8 protein-coding genes and 3 pseudogenes are annotated in these 13097 nt (G+C 68.3%); 3 read left to right on the top strand and 8 right to left on the bottom strand.

Annotated features, from left to right (window positions below; genetic code table 11):
- The first annotated feature begins 15 nt into the window (after positions 1 to 15).
- The gene (locus tag ABZV31_RS34720) at positions 16 to 810 is read left to right on the top strand and encodes an oxidoreductase (protein ID WP_355900833.1); all 795 of its coding nucleotides are present in this window, start codon (positions 16 to 18) and stop codon (positions 808 to 810) included.
- 769 nt (positions 811 to 1579) lie between these two features.
- Positions 1580 to 2713, top strand: a complete 1134-nt coding sequence (locus tag ABZV31_RS34715; RefSeq protein WP_355900832.1) for a transposase — start codon at positions 1580 to 1582, stop codon at positions 2711 to 2713.
- A 129-nt stretch (positions 2714 to 2842) separates the two neighbouring features.
- Here the strand turns inward: ABZV31_RS34715 and ABZV31_RS34710 are convergent, their stop codons facing one another.
- The 7 genes and pseudogenes from ABZV31_RS34710 to ABZV31_RS34680 all read right to left on the bottom strand — a co-directional run.
- Positions 2843 to 4129 (bottom strand): helix-turn-helix domain-containing protein, encoded by a 1287-nt coding sequence (locus ABZV31_RS34710; protein WP_355900831.1) that lies wholly within the window; start codon positions 4127 to 4129, stop codon positions 2843 to 2845.
- Positions 4126 to 5544 (bottom strand): NAD(P)/FAD-dependent oxidoreductase, encoded by a 1419-nt coding sequence (locus tag ABZV31_RS34705; RefSeq protein WP_355900830.1) that lies wholly within the window; start codon positions 5542 to 5544, stop codon positions 4126 to 4128. Before ABZV31_RS34705 ends, ABZV31_RS34710 begins: the two co-directional genes overlap by 4 nt.
- The gene (locus tag ABZV31_RS34700; protein WP_355900829.1) at positions 5541 to 7361 is read right to left on the bottom strand and encodes a DUF3556 domain-containing protein; all 1821 of its coding nucleotides are present in this window, start codon (positions 7359 to 7361) and stop codon (positions 5541 to 5543) included. The genes ABZV31_RS34705 and ABZV31_RS34700 overlap by 4 nt, the downstream gene beginning before the upstream one ends.
- Before the next feature lie 67 nt (positions 7362 to 7428).
- The gene (locus ABZV31_RS34695) at positions 7429 to 8886 is read right to left on the bottom strand and encodes an AMP-binding protein (protein WP_355900828.1); all 1458 of its coding nucleotides are present in this window, start codon (positions 8884 to 8886) and stop codon (positions 7429 to 7431) included.
- A gap of 743 nt (positions 8887 to 9629) precedes the next feature.
- Positions 9630 to 10169: an SMI1/KNR4 family protein gene (locus ABZV31_RS34690; protein ID WP_355900860.1), complete on the bottom strand. Its 540-nt coding sequence runs from the start codon at positions 10167 to 10169 to the stop codon at positions 9630 to 9632.
- A gap of 111 nt (positions 10170 to 10280) precedes the next feature.
- Positions 10281 to 10451: pseudogene (locus tag ABZV31_RS34685) on the bottom strand (hypothetical protein); the annotation flags it as partial.
- Positions 10396 to 10656: pseudogene (locus ABZV31_RS34680) on the bottom strand (hypothetical protein); the annotation flags it as partial. The pseudogenes ABZV31_RS34685 and ABZV31_RS34680, both read right to left, overlap by 56 nt.
- Before the next feature lie 313 nt (positions 10657 to 10969).
- On the opposite strand from ABZV31_RS34680, the pseudogene ABZV31_RS34675 reads away from it, so the two are divergent.
- A pseudogene (locus tag ABZV31_RS34675) lies at positions 10970 to 11109 on the top strand (IS5/IS1182 family transposase); the annotation flags it as partial.
- A 241-nt stretch (positions 11110 to 11350) separates the two neighbouring features.
- On the opposite strand, the gene ABZV31_RS34670 reads toward ABZV31_RS34675, so the two are convergent.
- The gene (locus tag ABZV31_RS34670) at positions 11351 to 12766 is read right to left on the bottom strand and encodes an MFS transporter (protein WP_355900827.1); all 1416 of its coding nucleotides are present in this window, start codon (positions 12764 to 12766) and stop codon (positions 11351 to 11353) included.
- Positions 12767 to 13097 lie beyond the last annotated feature (331 nt).

Here is a 13097-nt window from a genome sequence, read left to right as displayed (position 1 = left end):
AGGGAGGGCATGCGGATGGATCTGAACCTCACGGGCAGGGTCGCCGTCGTCACCGGTGGCAGCAAGGGCATCGGCTTGGCCGTTGCCGAGGCGCTCGGCGGTGAAGGCGCCAGCGTCGTCGTCGGCAGCCGAACAGAAACCCCTCAGGTAACCGCTTTGCGCGAGAGATATGACGTCTCCTTCGTCCCCGTCGATCTGGGCGATGCCGGGGGCGCCGGCGCGCTGGTCCAAGCCGCGTTGAACCGGCACGGCAGGATGGACATTTTGATCAACAACCTCGGTGCCACGACCCCGCGCTCCGGCTTCCTTGACATCGACGACTCCGAGTGGACACGGACCTTCGATCTGACGTTCTTCAGTGCCGTCCGCGTCAGCCGCGCAGCGCTCCCTCATCTCCTGGCCGATGGCGGCGGGGCCATCGTCAACATCAGCTCGGTCAACGCCCGGCTTCCCTTCCCCATGGTGGTGGACTACTCAGCGGCCAAGGCTGCGCTGAGCAACTTCACCAAGGCCTTGTCGGAGGAATTCGCGCCACGTGGCGTACGTGTCAACGCCGTCGCTCCGGGGCCGGTCCGCACCCCGTTCTGGACCGACCCCGGCGGCTTCGCCGACGCTGTCGCCGCCGGTGCCGGCAGTACCGCCCAGGAAGTCCTGGACGAGGTCGTCCCCCGGCAGATGGGCATCTCCACCGGCCGGATCACCGAAGGCAAGGAGGTCGCCGACCTGGTCGTCTTCCTTGCCTCCCCACGCGCCGCCAACATCACCGGTGCCGAATTCGTCATCGACGGAGGCCAGACCAAGACCACCTGACTGCTCCGACATCGGACATCAGTCCTGACGGCCCTGCTCATGCTCGGTCCCTTCTCCCTCGGCCCCCCTTCCCCAGCGGTCGTACGACCGGTAGACATGCAGTTCTGTGCAGGACGGCCTCCATAAGCAACGCAGTTCCATACTCCGGGAAGACGATCGGCGTGCGGGCAGCACCAGGTAATTCGGGGCGTGATCCTCACCGCCGTCAGGCGCGGCAAACGCGACGGGGAACGGCGTCTGCCCCATCCTGGAAGGTGTCATCCGCGGACAGCGGCGCCGCACCACCATTCCTGAGCCGACCGCACCAAGGCCGCCGGACCTGGTCAACCGGCGCTTCGCAGCGAGGGTTGCCGACCTCACCTCCATTCGCACGTGGCGTTAGTGGTCGTACGGGCCCGCGCATCCGCGGGCCGGGCCGTGTGTCCTGCCTGCGGAACGGTGTCGGCCCGGGTGTACAGCCGTATGCCGGCTCGCTGACAGTGCGGTCGGCGGCAGACCCGTGGTGATCGAGTTACTGGTCCGCCGGTTCCGCTGCCACGAACGCGCATGCCCTCAGACGACGTTTGCCGAGCAGGTCGACGGGCTGACCTTCCGGCACGGGAGGCGAAGCGCCGGGCTGCAGGCGGTGCTTGAGTGGCTGGCGGTGATGCTGGCCGGGCCGGTGCCCGCCTGGTGCACGCGCTCGCGGTCCAGGCGAGCCAGTCGACGCTCCTGCGGCTGATTCGCCGCCTGCCGGACCCCTCGACGCACACGCCGTCGGGTCCTGAGCGTGGACGAGTTCGCGCTGCGCAAGGGCCACAACTACGGCACGATCCTGGTGGACATCGACACGCGCCGTCCGGTCGATCTGCTGCCCGACCGGGCCACGGCGACGGTGGCCCGGTGGCTCGCCGACCATCCCGGCGTCGAAATGATCTGCCGGGACCGCTCCACCGCCTACGCCGAGCCCGGGCCACTCGGCGCCCCGGACGCGGTCCATGTCGCGGACCGCTGGCACCTCTGGAAGAACCTCGCCGAGGCCGTCGAGAAGACGGTCATCCCGTACCGCGCCCTGCTGCGCCAGCCGGAGGTAGCCGCCCCGGTCCGCACCGGCGTGCCCTTGGAGACCACGGGGCTCGCACCGGAATCCCCAGCCGAGCCGCGGCCGTCCGGCCGCCTGTCCGATCGGGTGCGCGAGCAGCACGCGGCCGTTCACGCCCTGCTGGACGAGGGACTCGAGCTGCGGCCCATCGCCCGCCAACTCGGCCTGGCCCGCAACACCGTCCGCCGCCTCGCCCACGCGGCCACTGCGGACGAACTCCTGGTCGGACGGTGGACCGGCCGCACCAGCATCCTCGATCCCTACAAGCCCTACCTGCACCAGCGATGGGCCGTCTCGTGCCCGCGATGGTCGGTGATCTCACCTCGAGAGCGGACTCGAGGATCCTCTTCGTCAACTGCTGCAGCAGCCCGCCCTCACCAGCTTGATCCCGCCGTCCTTGGCCCGGTCCGCCAGCTGGCCGATCAACTGGTCGTCCAGAGCATCCGGTGCCCCGACAGCCTTCACTCCCTCGACGGCCTCAGCCGAGACGGTCACGTCTGTCATCAGGTGTCACTTCCGTTCGAAGATCCACCGTTGACCGTACAGACCCCCCACCGACGAACGGACGTGATCACGATGGCGCCCACCTCCGCCTGCGCCAAGGCCAACGGTCTCGAGATGTACTACGAGGTGCGGGGCGTTGGGCCTACGCGCCGCCACGCGTGCGGCGCCTGCCGTCACACCGTCGGCAGCGGCCCAGGCCAACGCGGCCTGACGACAACCGCGCCTCTGGCGCTTCTCTCCCGCTCGGCCGCCCCTTCTCGGGGGCGGCCGAGCGGATCCCCACAGGGGCGTACGGTGACGGTGGGGCGGCAGCGGTAGGGAACTCCGGCGCGCGGGCGGGGCTCGGGCAGCTGCGGCGATTGGCGCTGACCTGGGACTTGCTGAACTGGGTCACGCCGAGGGTCTCGGCGGGTTGCTCCACCCGCCGTGTGCTGACGCCGAGCACAATCAGTAGCCGGCGGCGCCTGGGTCGCCGCCGGACAGCGCCGCAGGGCCGAGGAATTGGCAGACCTGCAGGGCGAACGCGATGTCCATACGGTCGCGCTTGGGGATGATTCCGGGACGGTCGAGCACTTTGTTTATGCGGTACTTGACGGTGTTGCGGTGGACGTTGAGTAGTTCGGCGGTCCTTGCGTAGTGCTCGCCCGTGGTGAAGAAGGCGTGGAGGGTGCGGCGAAGTTCGGCGGCGTTGTCGTCATGGTGGGCAAGGGGGCCGAGTACTTCACGCACCCACTGTCTGGTCGACTCCATGTCCCTGGCCAGCAGGGAAACGATGGCCACTCCCTGGTCGCCGAAGCTCACAACGGACGGACCGCGACCGTCGCAGGCGAGAGCGACGGCTTTGGCGGACTGGGCCTGTTCGTGGGTGCGCTTGAAGCCTGCGATACCGTGGGCGGGCAGGCCGAGGGAGAGCCGGCAGTTCTTGGCGAGGCGGCTGGTGGCCTCACGCACCGCGTCCATGTCGAGCGAGGGCGGGGTGTGCCCGAAGGGCAGCCACGCCCAAGCCGTGCTGCAATCGACTGCAGTGACGATCGGCGGACCGACGCAGGAGCAACTGGCGGCGAGTCTTTGGGCGAAGCGTTCAAGGGTGCGCGTTGTGTCCGGGGCTGTCTCTGTGCTCCAGACGACGGCCCCGACGTGGAACTGCTCAAGGCGGTAGCCGGTGGCGTGCTCGAAATCCGTGGTGCTGACGGAGTGCCCGGAGACGATTTTGTGGATGAGGGAGGAGTGCAGGTTTCCCCGGGTGCTGATCCAGTGCCTCTTCTCCCTCTCATACATGTCGAGGAGGTACAGCGAAATCCAGTCGATGTACCGGTAGAGCACGCCGGAGATGTGGTCCATCACCTGGAGTTTGGAGTCCGGGTGGCAGTCCAGCTTTTGGACTTCCCCGTAACAGGCCTCGATGAAGTTGTTCTGCCCCATGTGATAGGCGCGGACCAGGGAGTGGGCGGGGACGTCGCGCTGGGCGAGGCGCAGGGCGTATTCGGATGCTGCGGTCGTCGGTTCCAGATGTTCGATGGGGATGTGGTTGATGAGGACGTGGAGGAGCGTCTTCACATTGGCGTCGACGCTGGCGTCCAGCAGCTCGACGAGCTGCTGGTCCTCGTCCAGGTGGTCGATCTCCCGAGCCAGCAGGCGGCTCATGGTGCGGGAGAGCTCCGGCTCGCGCTCGTTGAGCCGCCGCGCGGTGTCGGCCACCAGACGCAGGATCTCTTCGTCCATTCCGATCGTCATCGTTCCTTTAGGTGGGTGAGGGCCGACCTGGCGGCGTTGTAGCCGCACATCCCGTGGGCCCCGGGTCCGGGCGGGGTCGCTGCGGAGCAAAGGTAGTAGCCGGGTAGCCCGATGCGGTAGGGGTTGAGGGTGAGGCGTGGCCCGAACACCAGCTGGGGGACGTTCTTGGCTCCGGTCATGATGTTCCCGCCCACGTAGTTCGGGTTGTACTGGGCGAATCCGGAAGTGGTACGCACGGCCTTGCCGACGATCCGTTCCCGGAACCCGGGGGCGAACCGCTCGATCTGGGCGATGATCGCGTCGGTGGCGTCGCCGGCGTAGCCGTTCGGCACGTGCGCGTAGGTCCACACCGGGTGGACGTTGCCGACCGAGCGCTGCGGGTCGGCCAGATATTGCTGTCCCACCAGCACGAACGGTCGTTCCGGCATCCGTCCGGCGCTGATCTCCCGCTCCGTGGCGGCCACCTCGGCGAACGTGCCGCCGACGTGTACTGTCCCGGCCCGTCGCGCCGGCTCGGCCGTCCACGGTACGCCGCCCTCGACGGCGAAGTCGACCTTGAAGGCGCCCGGCCCATATCGGAACCCCCGGTAGGCGCGGGCGACCCGCGGCGGCAGCCGGTCGCCGAGGATGTCGGCCACCGCGGCAGGGGCGAGGTCGAACATCGTGATGTCCGCGTCCGGGAGCTGGGAGGCGGACCGTACCCGGACGCCGGTCTCGATCTTGCCGCCGTGGTCGACTAGTACCGCGGCCAACGCGTTGGTGATCGACTGCGATCCGCCGGCGGCGACTGCCCAGCCGTGCCGGTGCCCGGCGGTCAGGATTCCCAGGCCGATGCTGGAGCTCAGTGGCAGGTGCAGTGGCTGGTAGGCGTGGGCAGCCACGCCGCCGAACAGGGCCCGGGCCTCCTCTGTGGCGAACGTGCGCGCCAGCACCGAGGCCGGAAGCAGGGCGGCGATTCCGAAGCGGGCGAGTCGCAGTGGGTGGTGCGGAATCCGTAGGAGTGGACCCATGATGTCCTCGGCCAGCTCGTCGTAGGCTGCGACGGGTCCCTCGAACAACCGCCGCCACCGTGCGCCGTCCGGGCCCAACCCGGCTGCGGTCCGGGCGACGGAGCGCTGCAGGACACCGGCGGTGCCGCCGTCGAGCGGGTGCACGCAGTCGATCTCCGGGAGCCTCCACTCCAGGCCGTGGCGGCCGAGGTCAAGGCTCTGCAGGAAGGTCGATCCCACGGCCATCGGATGGATGGCCGAGCAGTGGTCGTGCAGGAGCCCGGGCAGGATCGCCTCGCCGCTGCGAGTGCCGCCGCCGATCTCGTCGGCGGCCTCGAGCACGGTGACCTGCACTCCCTCCCGGGCCAGGAAGGCGGCGGCAGCGAGCCCGTTGGGTCCGCTGCCGACCACCACGGCTGTGCTCATGCAGGCGTCCTCTGCCCGGAGCCGCTCTCCTCCTCGCGTCGGTCGTGCGTCGGCCCTGCGGCCGCCGCCGACCAGGTGACCTGGGTCGGGATCGGCCCGTTCGGCAGCCACGGCTGCTCGCGGACGGCGTCGGAGACCCTCCACGTACCGCGCTCGATCACCCCGAGGGCGGCGTCGATGACCTTGTAGTGCTGAACCTTGCTGTGGATGGCCTGCGACTCGACCCACACGACGATCCACTCGCCGGGCGCGAAGCCGACCCGGCTCTGCACGGCGCGGATCAGATCCTCGTCATGCAGGTGACCTTCACCGAAGTTGAACCCGATCAGCGAGTTGCACCCGAACTCCGCCTCGCGCACGGTCCAGCGGTCGAGATCGGGGATGTGCTTGATCAGCAGCGAGAACAGGCCGCGCCCCTGGCTGTGCATCGACCGCCAGGCGATCGTCTGCTGCATCGTGATCTCGGCGACCGGGTAGGGGTAGCCCATCGCCTGCAGCTGGTCGATCTGGTTCTTCGTCGGCCGGTGCGCCATGGAGTTGAGCTTCTCCTCCGCGCCCGGGGCAAAGGCCCACAGCGCCGAGGCCCAGTTGCCGGCGTACTGACGCATCGAGGGCAGGAACGACACCAGGTCGGGGCGCAGGTTGCCCAGCACCGGAAAGAACACCAGCCCAGCGATGATCGCCAGCGTCAGCCATGGCGAAGACATGTGCCCGACGCCGTAGCCCGCCCACGCCGGGAAGCCCAGGAACAGGAACACCGAGGCGAACGCGAAGAGGATGTTCCACTCCAGCGGCACGGCGAGCGGGAACGTCGAGGTGATGAACAGGTGGAACAGCACCATCAGTGCGACCGCGGCGATGGTCACGTAGGGGTTGGTGGAGAACAGCAGCACCAGCGGGGTGATGATCTCGACGGTGGTACCGCCGATGTGCGCCATGGCGCTGGCGACCTTCGAGGGGCGGATGTCGCGCGGGAAGTCGCGATAGTGGGCGCGCTTGAACCACTTGGAGGGCACGCAGGGGCTGTTGGACACCATGGGGGGCACGACGTTGGTGAAGTGGAGTCCGAACTTCGATATGCCCGCGCCGACCCACACGCTGACGATCAGCAGCTTGAGCGCGATGATCATGTCGACGAACGGTAGAAAGGTGAAGAACACCATCGCCGGCAGGTACTGTTCCCCGCGGGCCGCCAGGAAGATCGTCTTGTCACGGAGCCCACACAGGATCAGCAGCACCATCGGCGCGATCAGCAGCGCCGGGTTCACCAGACCGGTGGTGTTCTCCGGGAGCACCGCCGACAGGGTGGCGCTTGGTACGCCCGGCAGCACGATCGCGACCAGCAGGGTCGCGAGCAGACCGACGTAGAGCACGACGTCGACCACCGTGCGCCGGTCGCCATTGGTGAACGGCACACGTCGCCACGGCCGCAGCCGGATCGTGCCGGGACGGGCCCAGAACAGGACACCGCCGGTCATCGGCTTGAACTTGCCGGCGAGCGGCCCCCACGAGCCGGCGAGACCGAGTGCCTCCAGGAACACCGTCCAAAGCACCAGCTTCTGATAGACGATCGGCTCGTTCCACCAGTGCGAGACGTCCCAGAACGGGCCGACCCCGGATGTCCAGGTCGCCAGACTCGTGCCGGCCAGCAGGTAAAGGACGAGCACTTTCACGACATAGGTTGCATGAATCATCTTCGGCGAGCCGAAGCCGTATTCCACCCAGTGCAGCGCGAGCGTCTTCATCCGCTCACGCAGGGGCTTGTCCAGGAACGTCTCGACGTCGACCGGTGGGAAATCGCCTGTTTTGAACCCCATGTACGGCTCCTTCTGACAAGGGGGTACCTGCCGAACCGAGTCCGATCCCGGTTCGGATTGGAGTGGTTCAGCTGGAAAGAAGCGCGCTGCGCAGCGCCGGCTTGTCGATCTTGCCGACTGGGTTCTTCGGCAGTGTGTCGAGCAAGTGGATCTCGACCGGCAGTTTGACCTTGGTCAGGCTCTGCCGGCAGTGGTCGAACAGGTCGTCGACCGTCACCGGGACGTCGGGGTAGGCCACCACGTAGGCGATGGGGACCTCGCCGTACACCGGGTGGGGCGCGCCGACCACGGCGGCCTCAAGGACCGCCGGATGGCCGCAGAGCACGGACTCGATCTCCTTGGGGTACAGGTTCTCCCCGCCTCGGATGATCATGTCTTTCACCCGGTCGACGAGCACGAGATATCCATCCTCGTCGACCCGCCCGACGTCACCCGTGCGCAGCCACCCGTCGACGAGCGTCGCGGCGGTCTCGTCGGGGCGGTTCAGGTAGCCACGCATGACGTTCGGACCCTGCACGACGACTTCCCCCACCTCGCCGGGTGGGAGAATCTCACCCTCCGGCGAGATCGTGGCAATCCGCTGCCCGGGCAACGCCGGCCCGACCGTGCCGAGCTTGCGCACGCCATCGACGGGGTTGCACGTCGAGGCGCAGGTGCCCTCGGTGAGCCCGTAGCCCTCGACCATTACGAAGCCGAACCGCTCCTCGCACCGCTCAAGCAGTTCCCTCGACACCGGTGCCGCCCCGCAGATGGCGAACCGCAGCGACGAGGTGTCCGGCACGACCTCGGCCGGAAGCTCCGCCAACCGCGCGTAGATGGCCGGCACGGCCGCGAAGTAGGTGGGCCGGTGCCGCTCGACCGCCTCCAAAAAGGGCAGCGGCGCAAAGCGTTCCAGCACCGTGAGCTGTCCACCAGCCAGCATCGAAGACAGGAAGCTCACACAGATCGCGTTCACGTGGAACAGCGGCAGGACCAGCAGGCAGTGATCTGCATCTGTCAGCCCGAGATGGCCGGACAGCATGGAGGTCATTGCCAGCAGATTCGCGTGGTCGAGCATGACGCCCTTGGGGCGGCCGGTCGAACCGCTCGTGTAGATCAGCAGCGCCAGCTCCTCCGGGCGCACCTCGCGGTCGGGCACCACACCGGCCGGCTCGCCCGGCAGTTCCTCGACCGCGATGGACGGCAGGCCCGCAGACGGCGCCTCGGGGCCGCTGTTGACCACGAGCACGGCACCCGAGTCGCGCAACTGGTATTCCGCCTCATGGGCAGTGAAGACCGGATTGATGGGTGTCGCGGTCGCACCGAGGCGCCACACCGCGAGCATCACCAGCAGCAGCTCGATCCGGTTGGGCAGCATGATGGCGACGACGTCACCCTCGCCGATTCCCCTGTCCGACAGCTGCTCCGAAATGGCGTCAGCTCGGCGCACCACCTCCGCGTAGGTCAGTTGCTGGCGGGAGTCGCGCAGGCAAGGGCGGGACATGGCCGAGTCCGGTCGGACCCAGGGCAAGTATCCGATGGTCACCAAGTTCACCTCGTCGTTGCGGCGATTGCGTTGCGTGAACTGGAACAGTAGGGAGACACCGGCTGCGCGCCCATATTGAGCGTCGCCAAATCGTCAGGGGCTCTTGTGCATCATCGACAACGGGCCTCGGGAGTCCTCTCCTCACGGCGTGTCCGGTGTGAATACTTGGAGTCGGGGCCCTGACCTGGCGTTTCTCCTTTTCGTGGTCGCTCATCGGCAGGAGGCGCAGGGGCGCCGGGGGTGTTGGTCGCAGCGAGGTATGCCAAGCGCAGCAGGACGACAGTCCGCGTGCGGCCCTGGGCGCCTTGGCGGTGCCGGTGGCGACGTTCCCGAGGGCCCTTGGGGTTCCTCGGCAAGTGAATCACCGCGTTCAGCGCCGCCGCGCGGCGACGGGACGAGTCGGCCAAGCCGACCGAAACAGGCGGGACTTCGGCAGCGCCGTGAGGAACTGGGCCAGGTCGTTGGCGCCCGAAGTGCCAGGGGTTAAACGCAACTTTCCAGGATGAATACGGGGTTCCGCCCTCCGGGTCCGGCCCCTACGATCTGGCACCACGTCGGGAGGAGCAGGGAGAGGACGACGGGGGACCCGGCGCGCAGCAGCACATGGGCCCCCTCACCAAAACCAGAACCTAACGAAGTACTACCAGTGCGCTTTCAGCCACCATGAACGCCGCTGCACGCTGCCGGACCGACTGCGTGTCCCCCCAGGCCGGGCCAGTGTTGCTACGGCCGTCTTGGCACTTCTACATCTCCGTGGCGGATCGGAACTCGTGCACAGGCAGAGGGAAGCGGTCCCACAGAATCTGCGAACGGACCTCGCCGCTGAGTACGGCGGCGAGAAAACGGGTCACCGTCATGTCGTACCGCTCCCAGTCCTCTCCTGACTCGTCGTTGATCAGGATGGGGCGGGAGTCGGGATCGTCGCCCGGCCGGACGAGCCAGTACAGGTACTCCCCGTTGTCCGTGGCGGCCCAGCACACCAGGCGGCTGCCGTCGACCTGCATCTCCTCTGGCTTGTCCTCGAACTGCCAGAGCGATTCGTTGGCTTCCTCGCGCTCCGCGGAGATCTTCAGCAGGTCGTACACGTCGTTGGGGCATCCCGGCTCAAGGAGCAGGAGGTAGCCGTCGACAAAACCGCCGCCTCCGTAAGCCTCGATGAGCTCCCGGTAGTCCGCCGGCAGGGGGGTCCTCAGCGCGGCCTCGGCCGCGTTCCAGTCGGGAGTGCGCTCTGTGGCCTCAGGCCTTGGCAGCAGTTCCACGAGCCGACTCAGTGCCGGACTCATCTGACTGTTCCTTTCCTCACCGCTTGCGGTTCCAGATGGTGACGCTGTTGGGTCCGCCCGTCCCGTTGCTGCACCGCTAAGCTGCCCTGCCGCATCGTACGTATAACTCCATGTCATCCTCTGGGCGTTGGTGACGTGCGTGAGGCGTTGCTCGGTGTCGTACCGGAATCGGTGTTCGGCGCCCGTCTGGGGAGATGCGGGCGGCTGGCAGACCGAAGGGCCCGTAAGTGAAGCGTGTGTGACCGCCGAGGGGGTCTGTGTGGCCGGTGCAGTTGCCTTCACCGTCGTCCCACGTCCATGACTCGCCGGCGCCGTCGGGAGCCGTGCTTCGCAGCAGGCGCTTTTCCGCATACCATGCCAAGGCGGTGGACTGTCCCAGGGCGTCGATGACCTTGACGATGCGGCCCAGGGCGTCGTAGCGGCCGCGAGTCGTCGCGCCCTGGGGGTCGGTGACCGCAACCGGCAGCCCGGCTGCGTCTGCCTCCACCCGTGTGGTCAGGCCGAGCGGGTCGGTGGCGGTGGCGACGGCTCCGGTGGAGTGGTAGGTGACGCGGTGTGTGTCGCCCCGTCTTCCGTGGTGAGGGCCTGTGCGCCGCCACGGCCCTGGTGATCCTGGCCGCGGCGCCGACTCCGGCGCAGGCCGCCAAACTCACCCGCAGCCAGCTGCAGGCACTGAGCGTTTTCAGAGCGGCCACCGATCGGGGGACGGGCAGGCCATCGGCATGAGTGCGAAACGGACGAGGCTCCTGGGCGGTTGAGCGAGATGTCTCACGTCTCAACTCTTCAGCCGGGCAGCCTCGTTGGTTACCTATCCTGCCGCACCGGACTTGCCGCAACGCGTTGGTCGAGTGGGTCCATGCTGATCGTCACTCGGGAGGGTGACCGCCGCCGTAAGCTGCCGCCCTCGCAGCGGGCGCTGGTCGCGCTGGTGTATCTGCGCACTGACGGCCCTGTCCTGGTTCGCACGCCGCGCGGGGCTTTTCCATGGCTGGGAGGGGTCGGCTCGAGGCGGTCGAGGATGGCGCGAGTGGCGGGGTTTGGTGGGGGTCTTGGTTGGGCCGACCTTGTCCGGCGGAACCCGGCTGGCAGGTTCAGCGGGTGCATGCGCCTCGTAGAAATGCCTCCTGCCCGGCGGAGGCGAAGACTGCCTGTCCCGGCCTGCCCGACGGCGTCGAGGCGCCCTACGGCTTTTCGAGCTTTGCCGGCACGCACAGCCATGCGAGGGCTGCGGCGGTCAGATAGGCGAGTGCGCCGATGGCCATGCTGGTGCGCAGCCCGGCGTTGTAGTCGGTGTGCGTGGCGAGCAGGCTGCCTCCAAGTGCTACGCCGGTGGCGCTGCCGATCTGGCGGGTGGTGTTGAACAGGGCGGAGGCGGCCCCTGCATACGCGGGGGGCCCGGCACCCATCACGGTGGCGGTCGAGCCGGTGAGGGCGAAGGAGGTGCCGAATCCCGCGGCCATCATGGGGGCCACGAGCAGCGGGTAGGGGCCGGCTGTTGCCGCGGCCCAGCCGGCCAGCCCGAGGGCTGCCAGGAGCATGCCGGAGATCACCAGCGGACGATCGCCGGTGCGGCGGGTCAGCCGCCCGGACAGGACGGAGGCGAACATGGTCATCGCCACCGCCGGGAGCAGTGCCGCCCCGGTGCGGAGGGCGCTGAAGCCACGCTGGTGCTGGAAGTCCAGGCTGGCGGTGAACAGCATGCCGTAGAAGCCGAAGTTGAACAGCAGACCGATGATGGCTGCGCCGCTCATCGCACGCGAGCGCAGCTGGCTCATCGGAAGGGCGGGCGAGCGGGCCAGTCGCTCGCGCGCCGCGAACGCCGCGGCGGCCAGCGGGGCCAGGCCCACCCCGGCGAGAACAGCAGGATCGGACCAGCCGCGCCGTCCGGCCTCGTTGAGCGCGGCGGTCAGCAGCGCCACTGCCGCCACCACCGCGCACTGCGCCGGCCAGTCCAGAGCGCGACCGGCGTGCCGGGGCGAGGGCGCCACGTGGCGCAGCGTCAGCACCAGGCACGCCACGCCGACGGGCAGGTTGATGAGGAAAACCCACCGCCAGCCCACGGTGGAGACCAGCAGCCCGCCCAGCAGCGGCCCGGCAGAGGCCGCGATGCCCGCCATTGAACCCCACAGCCCGAAGGCCCGCGAGCGTGCGGCTGGCGCCGGGTAGGCCTGCTGGAGCAGGGCCAGGGATCCGGGCACGATCAGCGCCGCGCCGAGCCCCTCCACCAGCCGGGCCGCAACCAGGAAGGAGGCGCTCGGCGCGAACGCGCACGCGGCCGAGGACACAGTGAACACCACCACGCCCGAGCAGAAGACCCGACGGTTGCCCAGCCGGTCGCCCAGCGCGCCGCCGGTCATCAGGAACCCGGCGAAGACCAGGGTGTACCCATCGGTGATCCACTGGATGCCGGTGAGCGAGGCGGACAGTTCCCGGCCCACCACCGGCACAACGACGTTGATGATCGTCACATCCAGGATCACCATGAAATACCCGGCGCACACCGCCAGTAGTGGTGCCAAGGACCGCTGCACGGAGTTCGAGGCCGACTCAGGAGGGGGCACGGGCTCACCGCCACCGGCCGACTCCGCGAACGCCACGTCCCCGACTCCATCCCGTCCACGGAGGCCCTGCACAAAAAGACATGCTACGGGATATATGGTCCACATTGCGGAACCGGGCTGACTCACATCGCCTCCCGCAAGGAAGTGGGCCCGAGCGCGTTCGGGCAGCTCGCCCCGAAGCCCGGAAGACGAGCCGGAACAACTCACCTGGCCGTGGGCGCCGCCGAACGTAATGGACAGGATGTCGGGTCAGGGCATCGGCGGTGCGCCTGAGAGGGCGGTTCGTGAGGTGATGTCCGTTTCCAGGTGATGGTTGGAGCAGGGGCGCTGGCCGCAGCGCCGGCTACTGGTTCCTGGCGAAGTTGCC

Source organism: Streptomyces sp. NPDC005202, assembly GCF_040608235.1.
GTDB lineage: Bacteria > Actinomycetota > Actinomycetes > Streptomycetales > Streptomycetaceae > Streptomyces.
Note: the sequence above shows the minus strand (reverse complement) of the source record. Positions and strands in the feature narration are given on the sequence as shown.